21 protein-coding genes are annotated in these 23,576 nt (G+C 72.1%); 13 read left to right on the top strand and 8 right to left on the bottom strand.

The features are described from left to right. Positions 1 to 21 precede the first annotated feature (21 nt). The 3 genes from ACFU97_RS42935 to ACFU97_RS42925 form a co-directional block, all read right to left on the bottom strand. On the bottom strand, positions 22 to 2,214 hold the full coding sequence (locus ACFU97_RS42935; RefSeq protein WP_384267893.1) for an MMPL family transporter: 2,193 nt from the start codon (positions 2,212 to 2,214) through the stop codon (positions 22 to 24). 224 nt (positions 2,215 to 2,438) lie between these two features. Beyond that, positions 2,439 to 2,921, bottom strand: coding sequence for a flavin reductase family protein (locus ACFU97_RS42930; protein WP_384267891.1), 483 nt, complete (start codon positions 2,919 to 2,921; stop codon positions 2,439 to 2,441). 222 nt (positions 2,922 to 3,143) lie between these two features. Continuing rightward, on the bottom strand, positions 3,144 to 4,025 hold the full coding sequence (locus ACFU97_RS42925) for an oxidoreductase (RefSeq protein ID WP_384267888.1): 882 nt from the start codon (positions 4,023 to 4,025) through the stop codon (positions 3,144 to 3,146). Positions 4,026 to 4,161: 136 nt separating this feature from the next. On the opposite strand from ACFU97_RS42925, the gene ACFU97_RS42920 reads away from it, so the two are divergent. Beyond that, complete coding sequence (locus ACFU97_RS42920; protein ID WP_384267887.1) at positions 4,162 to 5,010, top strand: helix-turn-helix domain-containing protein; 849 nt, start codon at positions 4,162 to 4,164, stop codon at positions 5,008 to 5,010. 52 nt (positions 5,011 to 5,062) lie between these two features. Here the strand turns inward: ACFU97_RS42920 and ACFU97_RS42915 are convergent, their stop codons facing one another. The 3 genes from ACFU97_RS42915 to ACFU97_RS42905 form a co-directional block, all read right to left on the bottom strand. After that, entirely contained in the window at positions 5,063 to 6,421 is a 1,359-nt protein-coding gene (locus ACFU97_RS42915) for an MFS transporter (RefSeq protein ID WP_384267885.1), read from the bottom strand. Positions 6,422 to 6,523: 102 nt separating this feature from the next. After that, positions 6,524 to 7,999, bottom strand: coding sequence for an NAD-dependent succinate-semialdehyde dehydrogenase (locus tag ACFU97_RS42910; protein ID WP_384267883.1), 1,476 nt, complete (start codon positions 7,997 to 7,999; stop codon positions 6,524 to 6,526). A 293-nt stretch (positions 8,000 to 8,292) separates the two neighbouring features. Continuing rightward, positions 8,293 to 9,090, bottom strand: coding sequence for an IclR family transcriptional regulator (locus tag ACFU97_RS42905; protein ID WP_384267880.1), 798 nt, complete (start codon positions 9,088 to 9,090; stop codon positions 8,293 to 8,295). Between the two features lie 211 nt (positions 9,091 to 9,301). Here ACFU97_RS42905 and fae point away from each other — a divergent pair, with 211 nt between their 5' ends. Genes fae through ACFU97_RS42880 form a run of 5 tightly spaced genes read left to right on the top strand, consistent with a single transcriptional unit; the run spans position 9,302 to position 14,652 of the window. Further along, positions 9,302 to 9,838: a formaldehyde-activating enzyme gene (fae, locus tag ACFU97_RS42900; protein WP_384267878.1), complete on the top strand. Its 537-nt coding sequence runs from the start codon at positions 9,302 to 9,304 to the stop codon at positions 9,836 to 9,838. Next, positions 9,835 to 10,947, top strand: a complete 1,113-nt coding sequence (locus ACFU97_RS42895; RefSeq protein WP_384267877.1) for a mandelate racemase/muconate lactonizing enzyme family protein — start codon at positions 9,835 to 9,837, stop codon at positions 10,945 to 10,947. Before fae ends, ACFU97_RS42895 begins: the two co-directional genes overlap by 4 nt. Beyond that, a complete protein-coding gene (locus ACFU97_RS42890) occupies positions 10,944 to 12,464 on the top strand; it encodes an aldehyde dehydrogenase (protein ID WP_384267874.1) in 1,521 nt (506 codons plus the stop codon). Before ACFU97_RS42895 ends, ACFU97_RS42890 begins: the two co-directional genes overlap by 4 nt. A gap of 50 nt (positions 12,465 to 12,514) precedes the next feature. After that, positions 12,515 to 13,450 (top strand): NAD(P)-dependent oxidoreductase, encoded by a 936-nt coding sequence (locus ACFU97_RS42885; protein ID WP_384267872.1) that lies wholly within the window; start codon positions 12,515 to 12,517, stop codon positions 13,448 to 13,450. Between the two features lie 26 nt (positions 13,451 to 13,476). Continuing rightward, complete coding sequence (locus ACFU97_RS42880; RefSeq protein ID WP_384267870.1) at positions 13,477 to 14,652, top strand: iron-containing alcohol dehydrogenase family protein; 1,176 nt, start codon at positions 13,477 to 13,479, stop codon at positions 14,650 to 14,652. A 79-nt stretch (positions 14,653 to 14,731) separates the two neighbouring features. Here the strand turns inward: ACFU97_RS42880 and ACFU97_RS42875 are convergent, their stop codons facing one another. Continuing rightward, positions 14,732 to 14,875 (bottom strand): hypothetical protein, encoded by a 144-nt coding sequence (locus ACFU97_RS42875; RefSeq protein WP_384267868.1) that lies wholly within the window; start codon positions 14,873 to 14,875, stop codon positions 14,732 to 14,734. 171 nt (positions 14,876 to 15,046) lie between these two features. Between ACFU97_RS42875 and ACFU97_RS42870 the strand changes: the two genes are divergently transcribed. The 3 genes from ACFU97_RS42870 (at position 15,047) to ACFU97_RS42860 (ending at position 17,809) form a co-directional block, all read left to right on the top strand. Next, positions 15,047 to 15,664, top strand: coding sequence for a TOPRIM nucleotidyl transferase/hydrolase domain-containing protein (locus ACFU97_RS42870; RefSeq protein ID WP_384267865.1), 618 nt, complete (start codon positions 15,047 to 15,049; stop codon positions 15,662 to 15,664). A 185-nt stretch (positions 15,665 to 15,849) separates the two neighbouring features. Next, positions 15,850 to 16,176 (top strand): DUF3040 domain-containing protein, encoded by a 327-nt coding sequence (locus ACFU97_RS42865; protein WP_384267863.1) that lies wholly within the window; start codon positions 15,850 to 15,852, stop codon positions 16,174 to 16,176. Between the two features lie 103 nt (positions 16,177 to 16,279). Beyond that, positions 16,280 to 17,809, top strand: coding sequence for an FAD-dependent oxidoreductase (locus tag ACFU97_RS42860; RefSeq protein ID WP_384267860.1), 1,530 nt, complete (start codon positions 16,280 to 16,282; stop codon positions 17,807 to 17,809). A gap of 44 nt (positions 17,810 to 17,853) precedes the next feature. Here the strand turns inward: ACFU97_RS42860 and ACFU97_RS42855 are convergent, their stop codons facing one another. Beyond that, positions 17,854 to 20,025 carry a SpoIIE family protein phosphatase gene (locus ACFU97_RS42855; RefSeq protein ID WP_384267858.1) on the bottom strand — a complete coding sequence of 724 codons (2,172 nt, stop codon included), beginning with the start codon at positions 20,023 to 20,025 and terminating at the stop codon, positions 17,854 to 17,856. A gap of 175 nt (positions 20,026 to 20,200) precedes the next feature. Between ACFU97_RS42855 and ACFU97_RS42850 the strand changes: the two genes are divergently transcribed. The 4 genes from ACFU97_RS42850 to ACFU97_RS42835 all read left to right on the top strand — a co-directional run bounded on the left by ACFU97_RS42850 (position 20,201) and on the right by ACFU97_RS42835 (position 23,531). Further along, complete coding sequence (locus tag ACFU97_RS42850; RefSeq protein ID WP_384267855.1) at positions 20,201 to 20,734, top strand: cysteine hydrolase family protein; 534 nt, start codon at positions 20,201 to 20,203, stop codon at positions 20,732 to 20,734. Positions 20,735 to 20,908: 174 nt separating this feature from the next. Beyond that, positions 20,909 to 22,060 (top strand): aromatic acid exporter family protein, encoded by a 1,152-nt coding sequence (locus tag ACFU97_RS42845; protein WP_384267852.1) that lies wholly within the window; start codon positions 20,909 to 20,911, stop codon positions 22,058 to 22,060. Between the two features lie 192 nt (positions 22,061 to 22,252). Beyond that, positions 22,253 to 22,429: a hypothetical protein gene (locus ACFU97_RS42840; protein ID WP_384267849.1), complete on the top strand. Its 177-nt coding sequence runs from the start codon at positions 22,253 to 22,255 to the stop codon at positions 22,427 to 22,429. 259 nt (positions 22,430 to 22,688) lie between these two features. Then, positions 22,689 to 23,531 (top strand): GAF and ANTAR domain-containing protein, encoded by an 843-nt coding sequence (locus ACFU97_RS42835; RefSeq protein ID WP_384267846.1) that lies wholly within the window; start codon positions 22,689 to 22,691, stop codon positions 23,529 to 23,531. The last annotated feature ends 45 nt before the right edge of the window (positions 23,532 to 23,576 follow it).

Genomic DNA, 23,576 nt, shown 5'->3' with positions numbered 1-23,576 from the left:
CCTGCTTCCGTCATGCTGCGGCTAGCGGCGGCGTCCCGCCGGGTCGTGGTCGAGCGCGTCCGCGCCCTGGCCCGCGGAGACCGGGCCGGAACCGCCCGATCCCGCACCCGCACCGGCCGGTGCCTCCGCCCGGTCGGCGTGCCCGGGCCACCAGGCCGCGTGGCCGATGAGCGCGGTGAGGCTGGGCGTGAAGAACATCGCCATCACGAACGCGGCGACCGCGATGCCGAAGGAGACGGCGAAGCCCATCTCCGTGAGCAGCGCGTTGCCGGCCAGCATCATCGTGGCGAAGGTGGCCGCCAGGATGAAGCCCGCCGCGGCCACGGTGGGGCCCGCGTGCCGCAGTGCCATGCCCGCCGCCTCGCGCGGTTCGCGGCCCTCGCGGGCCTCCTCGCGGAGCCGGGCGATCATGAGGATGTTGTAGTCGGTGCCGATGGCGACCACGAACAGATACATGATCACAGGGAGCATGAACATCAGGCCCGAGTGCCCCTGCCCCTCCTGGAAGATCCACACGGTGGCGCCGAGGGTGGCACCGAAACCGAGTCCCACCGATGCCATCAGGTACCAGGGGGCGACCACGCTGCGCAGCAGCAGGCCCAGGATCACCATGATCAGCAGGGCGGCGACGGGGAAGACGGTGCGGTAGTCGTGGTTCACCGCGGTGTCGATGTCCTTGTAGATGGAGGACATGCCCCCGACGAGGGCCTCGGTGCCGTCCGGGGCGTTGGAGTGCGCGACGTCGCGCACCCGGCCCACGGTCTCGATCGCCTTGTCCGTGGACGCCTCGTACTTGAGCGTGACGGTGAAGTCCGCGGTGGTGCCCGCCTTGTTGACCTGTGTCATACGGGCGTTCGCGACACCGTCAACGGCCCCGAGCTTCTGCGCGTAGGCGCCGAAGGCCGACTTGTCGAGCGGCTTGCCGTCACTGCTGGAGAGGTAGACGTCGGTCGGCGCGGCCGCACCCGCCGAGTACGCCTTCTGCATCTCGTCCTGGACGACCATCGACTCCTTGGTCTTGGGCATGGAGCCGGACGCCAGGTCGAAGGTGGCGTTGTAGCCGAAGATGCCCAGCGAGAGCGCGACCAGGACCAGCCCGGACACCCCCGCGGTCAGGGCGGGGCGCCGCTGCACCCCGCGGCCGAGGGCGGCGAAACGGGCGTTCTCCGGCTCCCGCTGCCAGCTCTTGGAGGGCCAGAACACCTTCGGGCCGATCAGCGAGACCACGGCCGGGATCAGGGTCAGTCCCGCGATCAGGGTCACCGTGACCGCGATGGCCAGCGCCGGACCCATCTGCTTCAGGAAGCCCAGCGTGGACAGCACCAGCGCGAGGAAGGCGATGATGACCGCGCCGGCCGCCGAGGCGATGGCCTCACCGACCCTGCCGACCGCGTTGATCATGGCCAGCTTGGGTTCGTCGCCGGCGCGCAGGCGTTCCCGATATCGGAAGATCAGGAACAGGAAGTAGTCCGTGCCCACGCCGAACAGCACGACGATCAGGATCGACGAGATCGAGCTGTTGGCCTGGAGGTCGAACAGCTTGGTGGCGTAGGCGATCAGTCCGTTGGCGATCGCCGAGACCACGCCGATCAGGATCAGCGGGAGGATGGCCAGGATCGGCGCACGGAAGATGATCAGCAGCGTGATCAGGATGATCGCGAAGGTACCGATACCGATCAGGGCCTGACCGCGCTTGGACGAATCCTGCTGGTCCAGGGCCTGGGCGGCCGATCCGCCGAGTTTGGCCTCCAGATCGGTGCCCTTGGTCAGCTGCTTGACGTCGTCGCGCAGCACCTTGGCCGCGTCGGCCTGTTTGGGCTGGCCGGCGTTCTTGCTGTCCATCTGAACCAGGGTCATGGAGTACCTGCCGTCCTTGGACGGCTGGCCGGGGACGACCTTCTGCACCTGGTCGATGTGCTTGTCGCCCAGTTCGGTGGTGATCCGGGCGATGTCCTTCTTGTCGGCGGCGGTCAGCTTTCCGCCGTCGGTGCGCTGGTAGAGCGCGATCGCGGACGGGGTGAAGGCGCTGGGGAACGCCTTCGCCTGGAGGTCGGCCGCTTTGATGGACTCGTAACTCTTGGGAAGGAAACTGCTCTCGTCGCTGTTCGAGGGCAGACTCGGAGCGGTGGCGACGATCGCCACCGCGGCGATCAGCCATGCCACGATCGTCCAGACGGGATGTCTGACGACCGTGCTGCCAATTCGTCGGAACATGCGGAAGGTCCTCCTGGGAAGGAAGATCACCGCAGCCCGGGGAGCGGACCCTGGCATCGGCGACCCCGACCGGCACGCACCGCACGTCCCGGTCGAACGGTTGTCTTGGCTCAGATGGTAGTGACCTTGAAAAAAATCGCTCAGGGGAGGTCCGGATATGGCGTGGCGCGCCTCGATCCGTCGCACCCTTGGTGCCCGGCGGCCGCGGACCTCACGTCATGACGTCATGCCGGGTGGCCGGGCGTGATGTCCATGGCGTCGTCGAGCCGCAGCAGGGGGCCGTCGGTGCGATCGCCCCATTCGACGGGGCTGAGGACGAAACCGACGTGATCACCACCGTCGACGCGGTCTTCGACGGTGCCCACGAACCAGGCGGCCGCGTCCTCCAGGACGATCGAGCCGTCGTAACCCCGTTTCCACGGCACCTCCGCGAACTTGTCGGTCCGGTCACCCGTCTCGCCGCCGAAGAGGGCCGCCAGCCCGTGCTGCTCACGGGTCAGCAGATGCACGGCCAGGCAGTCGGCTGCGCGTGCGACTCCGTACGTGTGGTTGGCCTTGGAGATCCACACCACGTACCGCACGGGGTCGATGGAGCACTGGCAGGAGAAGCCGACCAGACACCCCGACCGCTCCGGACCGGCCACGGCCGTCACCACGCACATGTCGGGGTTCAGTCGGTCCATGACCGCGTCGACGTCGTCCGTCATGTCCCCTCGCTCCGGGTCCCGCTGCTCCTCGCAGGCCGCACGAGTCCCCCTTCTGCCGCGACTCATGAGCCAAAGATGCCGCAATCGGCCCGGGGCTGCCGAGATTTATGGTCCCGCCCGGCCCGCAGGCCCGGGATCGAGGGGGCCGCGACCACCACGGCGCCGGCCCCTGCGGGCTATCGGACATGCCCGTGAAACCGGCGCCGGCCACTCAGCCACACCTCAGTCGCGCTGTGCCTCACCGCCGATGACGTCCAGTTCGGCGCGTGCGTCCGACGAGAGGTCCAGGGCCGCGCCCGTGATGTTCGCGCGCAGGTGGTCCTCCGACGACGTGCCGGGGATCAGGAGCATGTTGGGCGAGCGGTGCAGGAGCCAGGCCAGGGCCACGGACATGGGGGTGGAGTCCAAGCGGGCGGCGACCTTGGCGAGGGTGTCGGACTGGAGCGGCGACATGCCGCCCAGCGGCCAGTACGGCACATAGGCGATGCCCTGGCGGGCGGTGCTGTCGAGCAGCTCGTCGTCCTGCCGGTTGGCGATGTTGTAGAAGTTCTGCACGCACACGACCGGCGCGATCGTCTGCGCCTCGGCGAGCTGGTCCGCGCTCACCGTGCTGAGTCCAAGGTGCCGGATCAGGCCCTGCTCGCGCAGCTCGGCGAGCGCGCCGAACTGGTCGGCGATCGAGCCGGGTTCGGGTGCGTCGAGGCCGCCGACGCGGAGGTTCACCACGTCGAGCACATCAAGGCCGAGGCGCCGCAGGTTGTCGTGGACCTGCTGCACCAGCTCCGCCGGGGTGCGGGCGTGCAGCCAGTTGCCCTGGTCGTCGCGGCGGGCGCCCACCTTGGTGACGATGTGCAGACCGTCCGGGTACGGCGCGAGCGCCTCGCGGATGATCTCGTTGGTGACGTACGGGCCGTAGAAGTCGGCCGTGTCGATGTGCCGGATGCCGAGCTCGACGGCCGTGCGCAGTACGGCGATCGCGGCGTCGCGGTCCTCGGGCGGGCCGAACACTCCCGGTCCCGCCAGCTGCATGGCGCCGTAGCCGAACCGGGTGAGGGTCAGGTCGCCCACGCGGTAGGTGCCGCCGGGCAGCTCGTTGCCTGTCATGTTTCCTTTCCGCTCACCGGCGTCTCCGGGAGCTGGTCCGACCGTACGAAGCCGCCGCGGGGATAGCCTGTGCCCCGGTCATCCTGGGGGTGACAGGACCAGGCACGGGCCCGGCCGGGCTCGTAGGATCGAGGGCATGAGCAGGCCGAACGCACTCGGCGAGTACCTGCGGGCCCGCCGTGAACTGACCGATCCGGCAGACGCGGGACTGCGGGTGGTGGGCGTACGCCGCACCCCCGGGCTGCGCCGCGAGGAAGTCGCCATGCTGGCCGGCATCAGCGCCGACTACTACCTCCGCCTCGAGCAGGGCCGGGACCGCAATCCGTCGCCGCAGGTGCTGGAAGCACTGGCGCGGGTGTTCCGGCTGGACCCGATCGCCACCGAGCATCTGCTGAGCCTGTCCACCGCGCGCCCGGCCGCGCGCCGGCGGCCGCGCCGTGAGGTGGTGCCCGCCGGGATCCTCCAGCTCCTGGAGGTGATCAACCTCCCGGCGTTCGTGGAGAGCCGGACGTTCGACGTGCTCGCAGCGAACCGGCTGGCCACGGCCGTGTCGCCCAACCTCCGGCCCGGCGTCAACCGGCTGCGGACGATCTTCCTCGACCCCGCCGAGCAGGAGCTCTACCCGGACTGGGAGAAGACGGCCGGCGGCCTGGTCGCCGGGTTCCGGATCTCCGTGGGCGGCGACGTGGACGATCCGCGCATCGTGCAGCTGGTCGGCGAACTCTCCCTGGGCAGCGAGAAGTTCCGGCGGCTGTGGGCCCGGCACGACGTCACCGCACTGGCCGGAGGCTCGCTGCGGCTGCGTCACCCGCGGCTCGGCCCGCTCGAACTGGGCCGGGAGAAACTGCCGATCGCCGACTCCGGCGGCCAGATCCTGGCGATCTACCACGCCGAGCCGGGCTCGGAGTCGGCCCGTGCGCTCGACACGCTGCGGTCGTCGGTCGACGCCGAGGCGCACCGGCCGTCGGCGGCCGACGCCGGGTAGGGAGCACGGCCGTACGGGCCCCGTCCGCCGCCGGACAGGGCCCGCGCCCGGATCACAGCGCCGTCTTCTCCCTGGCCGTGCGGGCCGCCTTCGCCAGGTCCAGGTCCGTGGTCTCGGGGGCCAGGATCTGGGAGACCAGGCCGCCGACGGCGAGGACGCCTGCGCCGACCAGGAGGACGAACCGGGCGCCGTAGTGGTCCAGGCCCATCGGGAGCAGGAAGGTGCCGATCGCGGCGCCGACCCTGCTCATTGCGGTGGCGAAACCGACGCCCGTGGCCCGCAGCGAGGTCGGGAAGACCTCCAGCGGGTAGACCGCGGTGAGGGCGCTGGAGGCCGCGTTGAGGAAGATGAAGAAGAGGAAGCCGCAGACGATGACGGGCGTCGAGGACGGCCACACCGCGACCAGCGCGAGACACCCGGCCGTGATCCAGAACGGCGGGATCAGCAGCCTGCGGCGGCCGATGCGGTCCACGACCAGGCAGCCGGCCGTGACACCGGCGACCGCGGTGAAGGAGTAGACCAGGAGCGCGGCGACCGCGTTGTCCCCCATGTTCAGCGCCTCGAAGACCTGCGTCCAGTACGTGCCGATGGCGAAGTACGGCAGGACGAGCGCGGCCCAGAAGACGCTCGCGAACACCGTGCTGCGGAGGTGCTCCCGGCTGAACAGCGCACGGAATCCGCCCTGTTGGACCGCGGCGCGCTCGTCGAGCTCCGCGGTGACGTCGATCTCGATGCCGTACTTCTCGATCAGCGCCTCGGCCTCCTCGCGGCGGCCCTTGCTCAGCAGCCAGCGCGCCGACTCGGGGATGCCGCCGCGCAGGGACACGCACACGACGGCGAGGACCGCGCTGCTGGCCAGGGACCAGCGCCAGCCGCCGTCGACGTTCTCGAACAGGGCGCCGACGACCGTGGCGAGCGCGTAGCCGACGTACCAGCTGATCTCCAGGCTGGCCAGCAGCCGGCCCCGGCCCTGCTTGGGGGCGTACTCCGACAGCAGCGGGGCGCCGATGGCGTACTCGCCGCCGATCGCCACGCCCATCACCAGCCGGATGAGGAAGAGTTGGAGCCCGTCGGCGACGAAGAACTGGAGCACCGAGCCGACCAGGAAGATCACCATGTCGGCGAGGAACACCGGGCGCCGGCCGTAGCGGTCGGCGAGGCGGCCGAAGAGCGGGCCGCCGACGAAGATGCCGATGAGCGGGGACGCGCCGACCAGGCCCTCCATGAGGGTGGACAGGTGCAGGTCGGTGGTGAGGGCGGCCATGGCCATGCCGATGCCGCCGATGACGTAACCGTCGATGCCCTCGCCGATCTGGGTGGCGAGCTTCAACTTGGTGTGCAGACGGCGGCGTTCACGCACATGGTCGGGGGCTTGGATGGTGCTGGGCGGTGTCGCAGGCGTCGTTGCCATGTGCGGTCCTTGTCGTGAGCGGCGGGGCGGGTCGGGGACGGGGACGAGTATGGGGATGGGGACCCAGCTGGAGTTGGGATGCGAACGGCCAACCGGCGAAGCTCAGTTGGGCCAGTCCAGGGCGATGTACTGCGTCTCCAGGAAGGCTTCGATGCCCTCACGGCCGCCTTCCCGGCCGAGTCCGGACTGCTTGACGCCGCCGAAGGGGGCCGCGGGGTCGGACAGCAGGCCGCGGTTGACGCCGACCATGCCCGCCTCCAGGCGTTCGGCGAGGCGCAGCGCGCGGCCGACATCGCGGGAGCAGACGTACGAAGCCAGGCCGTGGACCGTGGCGTTGGCGCGGATCAGCACCTCGTCCTCGTCGGTGAAGGTGCAGATCGGCGCGACGGGGCCGAAGACCTCCTCGTGGAGGATGCGGGCGTCGTCGGGGACGTCGACGAGGACGGTCGCGGGGTGGAAGTGGCCGGGCTCGTCAGGGACCGTGCCCTGCGCGGCGATGCGTGCGCCGCGGCAGACCGCGTCGTCGACGAGGGAGCGGATCTTGTCGACGGCCGCCGCGTTGATCATGGGGCCGAGGGTCACGCCGTCCTCCAGGCCGGGCCCGGTGCGGACGGCGGACATCGCGGCGCCGAACTTCTCGGTGAACTCGGCGGCGACGTCGGCGTGGACGTAGAACCGGTTGGCGGCGACGCAGACCTCGCCGCCTCCGCGCATCTTGGCGTCCATCGCGCTCTGTACGGCCGCGTCGACGTCGGCGTCCGCGCAGACGACGAACGGGGCGTTGCCACCGAGCTCCATGGTCACGTTGACGACGTTCGCGGCGGCCTGCTCCAGCAGCAGTTTGCCGGTGGCGGTGGAGCCGGTGAAGGAGAACTTGCGGACGCGCTCGTCGCCGAGCCAGGCCGGGACGACCTCGGGTGCGCGGTCGGTGGGCAGGACGTTCAGCAGTCCCGCGGGCAGGCCGGCCTCGGTGAGCAGGACGGCGACCGCGAGAGCGGTGAGCGGGGTCTCGGGGGCGGGCTTGAGCAGGACGGGGCAGCCGGCCGCGAGCGCGGGGGCGATCTTGCGGGTGGCCATCGCGGCGGGGAAGTTCCACGGCGTCACGAAGGCGGTGACGCCGACCGGGTGCCGGCGGACGACGTGCCGGAAGCCGCCGCCCGGTGCGTCGCCGAAGGACGAGCCGATGCGGACGGCCTCCTCGGCGAACCAGCGGAAGAACTCGGCCGCGTAGCCGACCTCGGCCTGCGCGTCCCGGAGGGCCTTGCCGTTCTCCAGCACGATGAGGCGGGCGAGCGTGTCCTGGTGCCGGCGCATCAGCGCGAAGGTGTCGTGGAGGATCTCCGAACGGCGGCGGGCGGGCGTGGCCCGCCACTCGGCCGCGGCGGACTGCGCCGCCTCGATCGCCGCGCGGGCGTCCAGCGATCCAGCCGAGGAGACCTCCCGGATCGCCTCACCGGTGGCCGGGTCGTGCACGGGGTAGGTGCGTCCGTCGGCGGCCGGGAGCCAGCGGCCGCCGACGAGGAGATCGCCGTCCGCGAGCGGGGCCTTGGCCAACAGGTCGATGCCGGCGAGGTTCATGAGCTGCTCTTTTCTCCGTTCCGGACGAAGGCTCGTCCGATGCGCGGTGAATTTACGAGCGCGCCATGGGCCCGACAAGGCCACTCCTGCGGATCGCAACGCGGGTTGCTGTGAGGGCAACTCAGGGATCACGCGGGGCGTTACGGCGGTGGGGTCGGCTCGGCCCATGGCGTGTGGTCGGCAGCCCCAGCCAGCCTGGCCGCAACGTCAGGACCGGCCTGAACACCGCGCCTTCAGGTCGACCTCGCCCCCGAGATCAATCGGCCCCGCCCCCGAGACCAACGGGCGAGCGCTCACGTCATCCGTGCCCGCACCGTCGGCCGGCGTCGGGGCTCCCAGCCCAGCAGCATCGACACGCGCGCCGCCGCCCGGGCCGTCGTGCGGCCCGCCTCGTCCAGGCGGTCGCCCAGTCTCGACTTCGGGGCGGAGATGTTGATGGCGGCGACGACCCGGCCACGGAAGTCCCGTACCGGCGCGGACACGCCCACCAGGCCCTCCTCGAACTCCTCGCTCACGCGGACGTAGCCCTGCCGTCTGCCGTCCTGGATGAGGGCCCAGAGGTCCTGCACCGGCATCTCGCTGCTGGTGCCGAAGCGGACGTAGAGCTCGTCGGGGGTCGCGTCGGACAGCAGGACGCGGCCCGCGGACAGCTGCCAGGCGGGTACGCCGCGCCCCTCCCAGCCGTGGACGCGGAAGGAGTGGCCGGAGACCGACAGCAGGGTCAGCACCTCGCGGTCGCTGAGCACGCACAGGTGGCTGGTCTCCTCCAGGTCCGCCGACAGGGTGTGCATGACCGGCTCGGCGACGCGCACCAGGCGGCTCTCGGAGGTCCGGGCCACGAGGGAGAACAGACGCCAGCCGAGCCGGTACTCCAGGGTGTCCGGGTCGCGCTCGACGATGCCCTCGGCGGCCAGGGCCTTCAGCGCCCGCGAGACCTGGGTCTTCTCCCGGCCCACCAGCTGCGCGAGACGGACCACTCCGAGGCCGCCCGCCTCCTGCGCCTCGTCGGAGGCGAGGGCTTCCAGCAGGTCGATGTCACGGCGGAGGCCGTGGCCGCGCGCGGCGGCGGAGGAGTCGGTCACGGCCGTCATCGTAAGCCTCGGATCGCGACGAGGAACCACCAGGTCAGAGGGGAAGTTGTCAGCAGAGCAACCGGCATTTCGATTCCCGTGACCGCCTTGCGGGCGAGGTGCGCCAGACCTAGATTCGCCGCATCGGGCCGGATGAACTGCACCGAATGCGAGGTTCATCCCGCTCCCGCCGTACCCCCATGAATCACGCTTCCCAGGTCCAGGAGTTCCGATGCCCCCCTTTGCCGCGACCGCGCTGATCGGCGAGTCCTTCGTCGGTGACGGTGCGAACGCCGCGCACACGAACGTCGTGATCGGCCGCAAGGGCGGCCCGGTCGAGACGGCCTGGGCGACCGCGCTGGCCACGCCGAGCTCGGGGCACGTGCCGTTCATGACGGTCGTCCGGCCGTCGGTGCCGGTGAAGCCGCTGACCCTGTTCGTGAACAAGGCCGCCGCCGCGGGTGAGCTGCACGAGCGCGCCACCTGGGGGTCCGCCCAGGCCGGCCTCGCCCAGGGCGTCCTGGACGCCGTCGCCGAGGACCTGATCCCGGCCGGCCAGGCCGACGACCTGCTGATCATCGCCGCGGTGTGGGTCAACCCGGGCGTCGACGACCTCGACGTGTCCTTCCGCAACCAGCGTGAGGCGGCGTACGGCGCGATCCGGGCCGCCGTGACGGGCACGCCGTCCGTGGCCGACGCCCTGGACGCGGCGAAGGCCGGGCCCGCCAACCCCTTCTACGCCCCCTCCCCGGAGGCCCTGGTCCGATGAAGATCACCGACATCACGCTCGACCGCCTCCGCCTCGAACTGGACCCGCCGTTCCGCGCGGCCTGGGACCCCGAGCCGCGCCGCCACTTCGACGCCACGATCGTCCGCGTGCACACCGACGAGGGGATCACCGGCATCGGCTCCGGTGACCTCATGGACGGCTTCGACACCTACAAGCACCTGTTCGTCGGCGAGGACCCCCTCGACATCACGCGGCACGTCCGCGCGATCGAGACCGCCAACTTCCACGGCGCCCACTACTGGCCCCTGGAGGCGGCCCTGTGGGACGTGATCGGCAAGGTGCACGGCCGTCCGGTGGCGGAGCTGTTCGGCAACGCGGCCAAGAAGCTGCCCGCCTACGCCTCCTCCGGCGAGCTCAAGTCCCCCGAGGAGCGCGTCGCGACGGCGCTCAAGGTGCGCGAGGCGGGCTTTCGCGCGATGAAGATCCGCATCGACCGCGACCATGTCGACGAGGGCGTGGCGGCGGTGCGGGCCGTGCGCGAAGAACTCGGCGACGGCTTCGAGATCATGGTCGACCTCAACCAGTCCTGGCGGATGGCGGGCGACACCGCGCCCGCCTCCGACCTCGCCAGGACCCGCAGGACCATCGCCCGGCTCGCCGAACTCGACGTGTTCTGGGTCGAGGAGCCGCTGCCGTACGCCGATCTGGAGGGCTTCAAGCGGCTGCGCGCGGAGAACCCGGGCGTGCGCATCGCGGCCGGCGAGATGCACCACTCCCCCACCGAGCTGCTGCGCTACCTGGAGGAGGACGCGCTCGACATCTACCAGATGGACGTGGTGCTCGCGATCGGCATGCAGCGCGCCCGCACCTTGGCTGAGCTGGCACATCTGAAACACCGTCAGTTCACTCCGCACAGCTGGACCAACGGCATCGGCGTGCTCGCCAACCTGCACGTCGCCGCGGGCGTCGGCGGCGGCCCCTTCTTCGAGTTCCCCTACGACCCGCCCGGCTGGACCCCCGAGCGCCGGGACTTCATGCTCGCCGAGCCGGTCCGGGTCAACGCCGACGGCTGCCTGGAAGTGCCCGACCGGCCGGGCCTCGGCGTCGAACTGGACGAGGACGCGATCGACCGCTGGAGGATCAAGTGACGCACACCATCGACGAGTTGCTGGGGCGGTCGTACGAGGAGTGGCAGGCCGCGGCCGACAAACTCACCTTCGAGACCCGCCCGTTCGTCGACGGCGCCTTCGCCGACGCCACGTCCGGCGACAGCTTCCCCAGCGTCTCGCCGCGCGACGGCAAGGTGCTCGCCGAGGTGCAGGCGGCCTCCGCCGAGGACGTCGACCGGGCCGTACGGTCCGCCCGTGCCGCCTTCGAGGACGGGCGCTGGCGCGACCTCGCGCCCAAGGAGCGCAAGCGGATCCTGCTGCGCTGGGCCGAGTTGATCCTCGCCGACGCCGAGGAGCTGGCGCTGCTCGACACCCTGGAGATGGGCAAGCCCATCACCGAGTCGGTGCGGGTGGACGTGGCCAAGGCGGCCGAGACCATCGCCTGGTACGCGGAGGCGATCGACAAGTCCTACGACGAGATCGCGCCGACGCCGGGCGACGCGCTGGCCCTGATCACCCGGGAGCCGTTGGGGGTCGTGGGCGCGGTCGTGCCCTGGAACTACGCGCTGCTGATCGCCAGTTGGAAGCTCGGACCGGCGCTCGCCACCGGCAACAGCGTCGTGCTGAAGCCCGCCGAGCAGACCTCCCTCGCCGCGCTGCGGCTGGCCGCCCTGGCCACCGAGGCGGGACTGCCGGACGGGGTCCTGAACGTGGTGCCCGGCCGCGGCGAGGTCGCCGGGCAGGCGCTGGGCCGCCACCCGGAGGTGGACAAGATCGCCTTCACCGGCTCGGCGGAGGTCGCCCGGCTGTTCCAGGTGTACGCGGGCGAGTCCAACGGCAAGCAGGTCGCCGTCGAGGCGGGCGGCAAGTCGCCCCAACTGGTGCTGGCGGACGCCGACATCGAGGCCGCCGCCTCCGCCGTGGCGTGGGGCATCTTCTACAACGCCGGGCAGACCTGCAACGCCGGCTCCCGCGTCGTCGTGCACGCCTCCGTGAAGGACCAGCTCATGGACGCCGTACGGCGGATCACGGCCGACACCTTCCGCACCGGCGACCCGCTGGACCCCGCCACGGTGATGGGCCCGATCGTCGACGAGTCCCAACTCGCCAAGATCCTCGGTTACATCGAGCGCGGCCGGGCGGACGGCGCGACCGTGCTGTTCGGCGGCGGGCGCACCCTCGCCGGCACCGGCGGCAGCTTCGTCGAACCCACCGTCCTGGACGGCGTGGAGAACACCTCGGTCGTCGGCCAGGAGGAGATCTTCGGCCCGGTCCTCGCCGTGGTGTCGTACGACGGCGACGTCGACGAAGGCGTACGGCTGGCGAACCAGAGCGACTTCGGGCTGGTCGCCTCGGTGTGGACGCGGGACGTGACCGTCGCCCACCGCACCGCGAAGCGGCTGCGGGCGGGCACCGTATGGATCAACACCTTCGACGCCAGCGACGTCATCACGCCCTTCGGCGGCTTCAAGGCCACCGGCGCCGGCCGCGACAAGTCCCTGCACGCGCTGGACGCGTACACGGCGCTCAAGACCACCTGGATCAACCTGGGCTGAACGGCCCTTGCCCCCACCATCCACCACACCGCCACCTAGCGAGGACATTGATGAGGATCGGTTTCATCGGCCTGGGCAACATGGGACGCCACATGGCCCGCCACCTGATCCACGCGGGACACCTGGTCACCGTGCACGACACCCGGCCCGAGGCCGGCGTCGAGCATCTCGCGCTCGGCGCCCGCTGGGCGGACTCCCCCGCCGACTGCGCCCGGGACGCGGAGTTCCTGATCACGATGCTGCCCAACCCGCGCGTCGTGGAGGACGTGCTGCTGCGCGGCGGCGCCGCCGAGGCCCTTCCGGCGGGTGCGCTCTGGATCGACATGTCGACGTCCACACCGGCCGCGGCCGACCGGGTGGCGGCCGAGGTGCTCGATGCCCGCGCTGTGCGCCGCCTCGACGCGCCGGTCAGCGGCATGGCTCGGGGCGCCGACGCCGGGGCGCTGCAGATCTTCGTCGGCGGGCTCGACGACGACTTCCGGATCGCGCTGCCCGTCCTGGAGGCCATGGGTGACCCGGACCGCATCCTGCACGTCGGCCCGCTCGGCGCCGGCTACACGGTCAAGCTCATGATCAACCTGCTGTGGTTCAGCCACCTGGTCGCGTCCGCCGAGGTGCTCGCCATGGGCGTGAAGGCGGGCGTCGACCTGGGGGTGCTGCGCAGCTCGCTGCTGGCCAGCCCGGCCGCCTCCCACTTCCTGGAGAACGACATCATGTGCGTGCTCGCCGACGGCGACTACGACGACTCGTTCGCCATGGCGCTCGCCTGCAAGGACCTGGGCCTGGCCGTCGACCTCGGCCGCGACCTGGGCGTCTCCACCGAACTGTCCGCCCTGGTCGAGCAGATCTACCGCCGCTCCAAGGCCCAGCACGGCGAACTGTCGGGCGAGATGAGCCCGGTGCGGCTCTACGAGTCACTCGCCGGACAGGAGTTCCGGCTGCCCAACCCGGCCGCGGCACTGGACGACGCGGCCCTGACGGTCTGACATCCGACTTCACTGGAGCCGCACCCATGAACTCCCCCTCTCCCATGAGCATCGACGGCATCTGCCGTGTCGAATTCGGCCCCGGTCGCATCGACCGGCTCCCCGAGCTGATCGCGGCCACCGGACACGGGCGGGCCTTCGTCGTCACCGACCGCGGACTGCGCGCGGCGGGCGTCGCCGACCGCGTCCTCAAGACGCTGGACGCGGTCGGCATCGAGTACGCGGTGTACGACGACGTGGCGCCCAATCCGTCCACCGGCAACGTCGACGCGGGCGCGGCCCGGGCCCGCGCCTTCGGCCCGGCCGCGGTCGTCGCCCTCGGCGGCGGCTCGGTGCTGGACGCGGCGAAGGGCATCTCCCTGCTCGTCGGCAACCCGGACGCGGTGGCCGCCGACGCCGACCACCTCTGGGACGCGTCGGACGGACTGCCGCTCGTCGCGATCCCCACTACCTCGGGAACCGGCGCCGAGACCAACGGCTTCGGTGTCATCGAGGACGCCGAGGCCCACCGCAAGGTCTACCTCGGACACCCTTCGGTACGGCCGCAAGTGGCGCTGCTCGACCCGGAGTTGACGCTCGGGCTGCCCCCTGCCGCGACCGCCGCGACCGGGATCGACGCGCTGGTGCACGGCATCGAGTCGCTCGCCTCGCGCGGTGCGAACCCGTTCTCCGTCGCCTACGCCACGCAGGCCGTCACGCTGGTGAGCCGCGCGCTGCCGGCCGCGTACCGGGACGGTTCGGACCTCGACGCCCGCGCCGAGCTCATGATGGGCGCACATCTCGCCGGGCAGGCCCTCACCCTCTCCGGCCTGGGCCTCGTCCACGGCATCGGCCACGCCCTCACCGCACACACCGGCACTCCGCACGGAGTCGCGCTCGCCGCCGTACTGGAAGAGGTGATGGAGTTCAGCGCGCCCGCGGCCGGAGAGGCGTACGAGCAGGCGGGCCGGGCCATGCGCCTCGACCCGCCGGCCGACGGCGACTGGGCCCGCGCCACCGTGGCCGCCGTCCGGGAGATTTCGGCCGCCCTGGACATCAAGCGCCCGCTGCGCGACCTGGGCGCCGACCGCGCGCTGCTCCCGTCCATCGCGGCGGGCGCGGTCGCGGACGCGGTGACCAGGAACGCACCGCGGATTCCGGACGAGGCTCAGGTGCGGGAGATCCTCGAGCGGACGTACCAGGACGCGGCAGGCCCTTGCTGACGGACCGGCGCACGCTCTCACGCCCGACAGCCGGACGGTGGCGAACTCGTCGTCGCCGTCCGGCTGTCGGGCTTCCCGGTCACAGCAGGCCGATGTTGGTGAGTGGGAAGTTCCAGTCGCTGCTCTCCACGTCGCCGCGGCCGTCATGGGGCACGGCAGGTGCGGCGAACAGCACCAGGCCCGCGACGGCAGCGGCCAGGACGGCGACGACACGACGCTTCACGGTTCCTCCTCGACGACGACAGTCCCGATCACCCTGCGCCGAGCCGGCCGTCCCGCCGGCCCGGACACGCCGCCCGGCCTGCGGATTCAGTCGCCCGGTGGGGCGCGGCGCCGTACCGACGGCGGTCGAAAATCTCTGGCGTGCGGGCGGGCCGGAATGGAGACTCGTCCCATGTCTGACATGGGGTCGTTCCGGGACGCGGTCATCGCCTGGGCGGCCGGTGGGTCCGGCGACGCCGCACGTGAACTGGCGGCGCGGTTGCCCGTCCGGACCGCCGTCCTGCTCGAAGGGCCGAGTGATGTCGCCGCGGTCGGTGCGCTGGCAGCGCGGCGCGGCCGGGACCTGGCGGACGAGGGGGTGTGCGTCCTGCCGATGGGCGGTGCGATGAGCGTCGGGCGCTTCGTCCGGATCCTCGGACCGGCCGGACTCGGCCTCCGCCTCACGGGACTGTGCGACGAACGGGAGCGCCCCTTCTACGCCCGCGCGCTGGCCGAGGCGAGCCCGGCGCGGCAAGGGTTCTTCGTCTGCGCGGCGGACCTGGAGGACGAGCTGATCCGCGCGCTGGGCGTGACGCGGGTCAAGCAACTCGTGCGGGAGGAGGGCGACGAGCGGGCCCTGCAGACGTTCCTGCGCCAGCCGGCCCAGCAAGGCCGTACCTCGCAACAGCAGTTGAGGCGCTTCTTCGGCACGAAGAAGGGCCGCAAGATCCACTACGGCCGCGTCCTCGTCGAGGCCCTCGACGCCGACCGGGTCCCGGCGCCACTGGACGGTCTGCTCGCCGGGGTCTGACCGAAGTCCGACCCGGGCTCACCCTCGCGCCCATACCCATGCCCTTCGGGAGGCGTCGTACGGCGGTTCCGGGGCACACGATGAGGCATCACCGGGCACTGCGGGCCTTCGCGCGGCACGACGCGAGGCGAGGCGGGCCAAGTGCCCGGTGCCGCGGGCCGGCCGGGTGGAACGAGGTGCTGATCGTGAACGAACGGAACGAACCCGACGACACAATTCTCACACCGCACGAACGGCTCACGCTGCGGCACATCGAGGCCGACCTCATCAGCGACCGGCGCCTGGTCCGGCGCATGGGCCAACTGCGCGGGCCTCGCCCATGGCGCCGGCTGGCGCTGTCGGTGGCGATGCTGACCTGCGCCTCGCTGTTCCTCGCGGTGCTGGGCATCCGTACCTCGGACCCGGCCGTCATATGGAGCTTCGCCGCACTGTGGCCCTTCACGGTGCTGCAGGCCTTCCGGCTGCTGTGCCGGATGAGCAGCACCCGGGACCGATTCACCTCGTGGCTGTGAACTCGCCGATTCCGCACCCGCCGCCGTGCCCTCCCGCGGAAGGCGCCCTGCGCCTCATGACGTAGCCCCGCGTGCACCGTCGCGAGACGGGCACTCGGCGCCCATGAACGCCGAGACGAACATCCAGGGGTCGTACTGGCTCGAGACCGCGCAGTACGGCGAGGCCACTTCCCCGCCGTCGGGAGACATCCGTGTCGACGTCGCCGTCATCGGCGGCGGCATCGCGGGGCTGAGCACGGCCTGGGAGCTGGTCCGGCGGGGGCGTGCCGTGGCCGTGCTGGAGGCGGACCGGATCGCCGCCGGGGTCACCGGGCACACCACCGCCAAGCTCAGCGCTCAGCACACGCTCGTCTACGACCGCCTGCGCCGCACCCGCGGCCCCGAGGGCGCTCGGCTCTACGCCCGCTCGCAGACCGCGGCGATCGAGCACGCCGCCGAGATCGTCGACGAGCTCGGCATCGACTGCGAGTGGGAGGAGGCGGCAGCCTTCACCTATGCCGAGGACCGGCGGCACGTGGGACACCTGCGCGCCGAGGCGGAGGCGGCGCGCGAGGCGGGGCTGCCGGCCGACTTCGTCACCGCGTCGGAGCTGCCCTTCCCGATCGCCGGCGCGGTTCGCGTGAGGGACCAGGTCCAGTTCCATCCCTGCAAGTACCTGCTGGCGCTCGCGGAGGACCTGCGCCGACGTGGCGGAGCGATCTACGAGGGCACGCGCGTCGTCGGGCTCTCCGAGGGCGAGCCCTGCGTGCTGAAGACCGACGCGGGCGTGTCGGTGCGCGCCGACGACGTGGTCGTCGCCACGCACTACCCCGTCTTCGACCGCGCCCTGCTCTTCACCCGGCTCTCCCCGCGCCGCGAACTGGTCCTGGCCGGCACCATCGACGAGGAGCAGGCGCCGCGCGGCATGTACATCACGCCGGAGCGGTCCACCCGGTCCGTGCGCAGCGCGCCCTACCGGGACGGCAAGCGCCTGCTGGTCGTCACCGGGGAACACATCACCCCCGGTACGGCCGACGTGGAAGCGCACTTCGCCCGGCTGTCCGCCTGGGCCGCCGACCGGTTCACAGGGTTCACGATCACCCACCGCTGGGCCACGCAGGACAACGACTCCACCGACTCCGTGCCGCTCGTCGGGCCGATGCGCGCCGGCAGCCATCACACGTACGTGGCTACGGGGTTCGGCGGCTGGGGGCTGAGCGGCGGCATCATGGCGGGCCGCCTGATCAGTGACCTCGTCGACCAGCGCGAGGTCGAATGGGCCGGCCTCTACGATCCGCGCCGCCTTGCCCCGGTGGTCCGCGAGGGCACCACCTTCCTGAAGAACCAGGCGAAGGTGGCCCGGCACTTCGTCGGCGACCGTCTGGCGTCCCTGACGGGTCCTACCTCGCCCGAGGACATCGCGCCGGGCGACGGTGCGGTGGTGCGGGTGGGCGCGCGGCAGTGCGCCGTCCACCGGGACGAGAGCGGGGAGCTCCACGCGGTCTCGGCCTGCTGCACCCATCTCGGCTGCCTGGTGGCGTTCAACCGTGCCGAACAGGCGTGGGAGTGCCCGTGCCACGGCTCGCGGTTCGCGCCGGACGGCAGCATTCTGCAGGGCCCCGCCGTTCGGCCGCTGGAGCGGCGCGACATCTGAAGCGCGCCGTACGCACGCGCTCCATCCGTGTCTACGCGCCACCCTCAGGCGCGCCACCCGTCCCCCGCCCCCTCCGAACCCGTGACGTGGAGGATCAGCAGGGCCAGGTCGTCGGGGCAGTCGGCGGCGTGGCGGATCAGGGCGTCGGCCATGACGTCCGGGTCCTCGGGGTCGGTGCGGGCGACCAGGTCGGCGAGTGCGGCGATGGCGTCGTCCAGGTCGACGCCGGGCCGTTCGACGAGTCCGTCCGTGTAGAGCACGAGGACGCAGCCGGGGTGCAGCGGGAACTCGACCGCCGGGTAGTCCGCCTCGCGCTCGATGCCCAGGAGCAGCCCGGGCGGGGGCCGCAGGACGACGGTGCGGCCGTCGGCGTGCCGCAGCACGGCGGGCGGGTGCCCGGCGCTGGACAGACAGGCGGCCTGGCGGGCGAGGTCCAGGTGCGCGTAGAGGCAGCTGGCGAACCGGCCCGCGTCCAGCTCGACGAGCAGGCGGTTGGTCCGCGCGAGCACGTCGCCCGGGGAGGCGCCGGCGGCGGCGTGGCCGTGCACGGCGGTGCGGACCTGTCCCATGAGTGCCGCCGCGTCGATGTCGTGTCCCTGGACGTCACCGATCGCGGCCGCCATGGTGCTGTCGGTCAGGCGGATGAGGTCGTAGAAGTCCCCGCCCACCTCCACCCCGTGCCCGGCCGGCTGGTACCGGGCGGTGACGCGCAGCCCGGGCAGGGAGGGCAGGTGCCGCGGCAACAGGGCGGCCTGGAGCTGGCGGGCGACGGCGAACTGGGTGTCGTAGAGGCGGCCCCGTTCGAGGGCCTGGCCGACGAGCCCCGCCAGCGCCATGAGGGCGGCGCGCTCGGCGGGCGCGAAGTGCTGTGGCCGGTCGTAGGCGAGGACGAGCGAGCCGACGGGCCTGCCGGAGGCGATCAGCGGCAGGAACGCCCAGGACACCTTGTCGTCCAGGTGGACGGCGTCGGGGTACGAGCGCCGCAGCTCCTCGAAGCGGCTGAAGAAGTGCGGGCTGCCGCTCTCCATCACGCGCAGGGCGGGTGTGTCGGCCGTGAGCGGGAGGTTGTCGAAGCGCGCCAAGATGTCGGGGTCGTAGCCGCGGTGGCCGAGGATGCGCAGCCGGCCGTCGCGCGGCGCGTTGACGGCCATGGCCGTCGCGCCGAGGGCGGGCATGAGCTGGTCGGCGGTCTGCTCCACGACGTCCTGGACGCCGACGGCCTCGGTGAGCGTCGCGGCCAGGTGCATCAGGTGGTAGAGGAATCCCGCCCGGCCCGGTCCGCCGGCGGCGGGGGCCGCCCGCCCGGCGATGTCGGCGGTGGGCGCCGCGGAGCCGGCCGGCAGTTCGTCCCGCGGGTCGCGGTCGCTGCGGGTGATCCGCACGCTCATGCCGGAGGCGTCCGGGTAGAGCGCGAAGGCCAGCGGCGTGTCCGGCGGGCGCACGGCACGGAAGGTGGTGGGCCGCTCGCTCACCACCGCGGCCCGGTAGCGGTCCTCGATCTCTGCGACGTCCATCCACGGCAGCGCCTCCCAGGGCAGCGCGCCGAGCAGGGAGCCCGCCTCGGCGCCGAGCAGCCTGGCCGCCTCGGGCGTGACGAAGGTGAAGCGGCCGGTGTCGTCGAGCGCGCACGCGCCTCCCGGCAGCCGGGCGATGAACGCCGCCGCCTCGCCCCCTACGGCCGGCGCGGCCCGGGCGCGCGAGGGGTGGGGCAGGGTCCGCGGCTCACCCGGCGGGCGCGGACCGTCGCGAAGGCCCGCGTCCTCCAGCAGCCCGCCCAGCCGGCGGCAGCCGTTCTCGACGACCGCGCGCTCGGCGCCGCTCAGCCGGGCCGGATGCGCGGCCGGCCACAGCAGCACCAGCCCGCCGACCACCGTGTTCCGGGCGGTGATCGGCGCGGCGGCCAGCGCGAAGGCGTACGGGAGCACGAGGGACGTACGCGGATAGCGGCGGGCCATCTCCTCCATGTCGCCGACCCAGACGAGGCGCCCGGCCCGTACGGCGTCGGCCACCGGGACCGCGTCGGCGAGCCCCACGCGGGTCCAGGGAACGGCCATTTCACGCGGTGTCCCGGTCAGCGCCACCAGCCACAGGGCGTCGCCGTCCTTCGGCAGGACATAGAGCAGGCCGCGGGACGCGCCGCAGTCCCGGACGACGTCCAGCAGCGAGGTGTCGACCGGCTCCGGTGCGACATCCGGCGTGGCCTGCTTCTGGCTCACAACGCCTCCCGGCGCACTGGGGACTCCGCCTTCCGAATCACCGAGTTCCCGGGAAGTGCCACGGGAAGCAGAGAGACGGCGTGCCCCCTCACCGTTAGCTTCGCGCTTCGGCCGGGTACTCGCCAGCGCGTCGCCCGCGTTCCCCGGAACCGCGCAACGCTCCGCAGGAGGCACCGTGCACGCACTCGTCGTGATCGACATGATCAACACCTACGATCACGAGGACGCCGAGCTGCTGCTGCCCTCCGCGGAACGCGTGGTGCCCGTCGTGGCGGACCTGATCGCCCGGGCCCGGGACGCGGACGTGCCGATCGTCTACGCGAACGACAACTTCGGCTCGTGGCGCTCCCATCAGGGCGAGATCGTGGACAAGGCGCTGGCCACGTCGCACCGGCACCTCGTCGAGCCGCTGCGGCCCGACGACGACTCGATGTTCGTGCTCAAGGCGCGGCACTCCGTCTTCTACGAGACCCCGATGTCCTACCTCCTGTGGCGCCTGGGCGTCGATCACGTGGTGCTCAGCGGCCAGGTCACCGAGCAGTGCGTCCTCTACTCCGCCCTGGACGCGCACATCCGCCACCTGGAGGTCACGGTGCCCAAGGACGCCGTCGCCTCCATCCACCCCCGCCTCGGATCCGCGGCCCTGGAAATGATGGAGCGCAACATGGGCGCCCGTGTCGTCGCGGCGAAGGAGATCGACTTCGCCTGAGCACCAGGGGTCTGGGTGGCCGACCACGCGGCCCTCGGCGTCGGCGCCGAGGGTGATCATCGTCATCGCATTCAGCCCCTCACTCCGGGGCACCCGGCCCCTCTGCAAGATTTCGCGCTACTTTCCGCGACACGGAGAAGGCGGGGCCGGAACCGGATGACATGGACGTCGGAGATGACGCGGACCGCGGGCGCGCGATGGTCGGGGGCCGCAGAGGGCGTCCGCCGCGCGTGGCGAGGACCGTGCAGGGAACGGGATCTCGCCGCGCAGGCGCTGAAGGCCGCGTTCGCGGCGTGGCTGTCCTGGGCGGTGGTCGGCTGGTGGCTCCAGGCACCCATGGCCTACATGGCGCCCTGGGTGGCGATCCTGCTCGTCGAGTCGACCGTCTACCAGTCCGTCGCCCACGCGCTGCAGCAGCTGGCGGCGATCGCGGCCGGAACCATGGTGGCCACCGGCCTGATCCTGCTGATGCACAACAGGATCGGCGTCATGGGCCTCGTACTGCCCCTGGTCGTCCTGCTCAGTTCGTGGTCACGCCTCGGCCGGCAGGGGATCTACACGGCCACCGGCGCCCTCTTCGTCCTCACGGACACCCAGGTCAGCCTGTCGGCGTCCGGGTTCCGGATCGCCGAGGCCGCCTTCGGAGCGGTGGTCGGCATCGCCGTCAACGCGCTGATCCGGCCGCCCGTCTATCTGCGTGACGCCCGCGCCTCGCTCGGCGAGGCCGCCCACGAGACGGCGGAGATCCTCGACGCGCCGGCCCGGTGCCTGCTCGACGGGCGGTGGGGCGAGGACGAGGCGAACGACTGGCACCAGCGGGCCCTGCATCTCAAGCACCTGGTGGCGGAGTGCCGGTCGGCCGTCGGCTGGAGCAGGGAGAGCCTGTGGGGCAACGTGCGCCGCCGCACCCTCGCCCAGTCGCTCCCGGGCAAGGACCACGAGGAGGTGATGGTGGTGCTGGAGTACGCCGCCGTGCACACCACGGAACTCACCCGCACCCTGCTCGAGGCCGCCACCGAGGACCGGCAGGAACGGTGGTCCCGGCTGCCCCTGGTCCGCGGTTATGCCGGCTTCCTGACCCGGGCGGCGGAGCTGGTGCGGCTCTACGCGCGCAGCGGCTTCGGCGCCGAGCGGCACGACGATCTCCGGGAGGCCGCCGCGGCGATGCGTGCCGCCGTGGACGATCTGCACGGGCTGGCGCCGGACCCCCTGCGCGACCGGCCTCAGGAAGCCTCCGCGTACTTCGCCCTCCTGCTCCAGGCGCAGCGGCTGGCCGGACACCTCGAATCCGCGGCCCGGCAGGAGCCCGCCGGCGGACGTGTCTGAGCCGGCGGTGGGACACAGCCGTCCACGTCAACGCCTGGGAACGGGAACCGTCGTGGATCCGCACTACGGGTTACACCCGCAGCGCTTCGGGAACCCGGGGGGCACGACAAACGAGACCCCGGCGCCGTTCGACACGGCGGACCTCGGCCTGACCGGCCGAGTGCTTCTGCGGCAGAGAGAAGTTGAAGCGCCATGACCCCGCGCACCACGAGGAAGCAAGCCCTGGGTAGTTCCGAGATCGGCCGGGCGACGTCCCGCCATCTCCACGAGAAGGGCATCCGGACGTGTGTCGCCCGTGTCGAGGACCGCAGCGCCTCGCCCGCGGCACACACGAGCGCCGACTGGAACAGCGCCAGGGGCGAGGGCTGACCCGCCCGTGCCGGGCGATCATGTGTCCCCGCCGGGACAAGGCGCCGGGCCACGGCCGGATCACATGCCTGCGACAGGTATTCGGTCATCGGCGCACGTGAGGAGCTTCTCGTGCCAGGCGCCCGGAACAACCGCACGGCCTCGACGGCACGGTCGACGTGGCGACATCCGAAAACCGTGGGGACCTCCCGCGCGAGCGGCCGCGAAAACGGCCGGGTCCTGCGCGCCGAAGGTACTGCGCGCGACGGGGGGCCCGACGATGCGCTCTGACGTTCCCGGGCGGCCGCACGGCCGTGAGCCGTTCGAACCGGAGGACCGGCTGCGCGTCTCCCAGGCGCTGGCGACCGTGGCCAGGGGTCTCGCCCCCGACCGGATACCCGCGGCACTGTGCCGCGCGTGTGTGGCCCTGCTCCCCGTCACCGGGGCCTCCGTGTCGATCTCGGGCGGCGCGACCGTACGTGCCACCTGGTGCGCGAGCGACACGACCGCGGCGCGCCTGGCGGAAGCGCAGTACACCCTGGGCGACGGCCCCTGCCACTCCGCGATCCAGCAGGCGACGGCCATGCTCGCCGCGGACCTCACCACGGCGCCGGACTCCGGTCGCTGGCCCGTCTTCGCCCATGAGGCCGTCGCACTGGGCGTGCGGGCGGTGTTCTCGCTGCCGCTCGGCGCGGAGGGCGCCGCGATCGGCACCCTCGACCTGTACCGCCGCTCCCCCGGCGAGCTGTCGGAGCGCGAGTTGCGGATCGCGTCGTGGACACGGGACGCCGTCACGTTCGCCCTCACGAACCTGCACGCCTGCGCCCGCGCGGCCGGACAGGCGGCCGCGGAAGAGGAGCGCGCGTCATGGCTGGAGGCCTCCGAGGCCGATCACGGCGAGGTCTACCAAGCGGTCGGCATGGTGATGGTGCAGCTGAACCTGGCCCCCGAAGAGGCCCTGGACCGGTTGCGAGCGCGGGCCTTCACCCAGGGCCGGACGGTCACCGAGGTGGCGCGGGACGTCATCGCCCGCAAACTCCGCTTCGCCTCCGAGCCGGACACCGGCCTGGAGGACGCGGCCCACCGGGACGCCTGCGACGACGGCCGCGAGGACGACCGGTGAGGATCCCCGAACGCATACGGACCGCGCCCGGGCTGCTCGCCGAGA

The organism is Streptomyces sp. NPDC057616 (assembly GCF_042800575.1).
GTDB lineage: Bacteria > Actinomycetota > Actinomycetes > Streptomycetales > Streptomycetaceae > Streptomyces.
Note: the sequence above shows the minus strand (reverse complement) of the source record. Positions and strands in the feature narration are given on the sequence as shown.

Coding starts and splice junctions, on each gene's coding strand:
- ACFU97_RS42920 (WP_384267887.1), top strand. CDS start 4,162: ATGAGCAGGCCGAACGCACTCGGCGAGTACCTGCGGGCCCGCCGTGAA.
- ACFU97_RS42845 (WP_384267852.1), top strand. CDS start 20,909: ATGACGCGGACCGCGGGCGCGCGATGGTCGGGGGCCGCAGAGGGCGTC.
- ACFU97_RS42930 (WP_384267891.1), bottom strand. CDS start 2,921: ATGACGGACGACGTCGACGCGGTCATGGACCGACTGAACCCCGACATG.
- ACFU97_RS42860 (WP_384267860.1), top strand. CDS start 16,280: ATGAACGCCGAGACGAACATCCAGGGGTCGTACTGGCTCGAGACCGCG.
- ACFU97_RS42915 (WP_384267885.1), bottom strand. CDS start 6,421: ATGGCAACGACGCCTGCGACACCGCCCAGCACCATCCAAGCCCCCGAC.
- ACFU97_RS42885 (WP_384267872.1), top strand. CDS start 12,515: ATGAGGATCGGTTTCATCGGCCTGGGCAACATGGGACGCCACATGGCC.
- ACFU97_RS42925 (WP_384267888.1), bottom strand. CDS start 4,025: ATGACAGGCAACGAGCTGCCCGGCGGCACCTACCGCGTGGGCGACCTG.
- ACFU97_RS42905 (WP_384267880.1), bottom strand. CDS start 9,090: ATGACGGCCGTGACCGACTCCTCCGCCGCCGCGCGCGGCCACGGCCTC.
- ACFU97_RS42840 (WP_384267849.1), top strand. CDS start 22,253: ATGACCCCGCGCACCACGAGGAAGCAAGCCCTGGGTAGTTCCGAGATC.
- ACFU97_RS42835 (WP_384267846.1), top strand. CDS start 22,689: ATGCGCTCTGACGTTCCCGGGCGGCCGCACGGCCGTGAGCCGTTCGAA.
- ACFU97_RS42880 (WP_384267870.1), top strand. CDS start 13,477: ATGAACTCCCCCTCTCCCATGAGCATCGACGGCATCTGCCGTGTCGAA.
- ACFU97_RS42870 (WP_384267865.1), top strand. CDS start 15,047: ATGTCTGACATGGGGTCGTTCCGGGACGCGGTCATCGCCTGGGCGGCC.
- ACFU97_RS42910 (WP_384267883.1), bottom strand. CDS start 7,999: ATGAACCTCGCCGGCATCGACCTGTTGGCCAAGGCCCCGCTCGCGGAC.
- fae (WP_384267878.1), top strand. CDS start 9,302: ATGCCCCCCTTTGCCGCGACCGCGCTGATCGGCGAGTCCTTCGTCGGT.
- ACFU97_RS42895 (WP_384267877.1), top strand. CDS start 9,835: ATGAAGATCACCGACATCACGCTCGACCGCCTCCGCCTCGAACTGGAC.
- ACFU97_RS42935 (WP_384267893.1), bottom strand. CDS start 2,214: ATGTTCCGACGAATTGGCAGCACGGTCGTCAGACATCCCGTCTGGACG.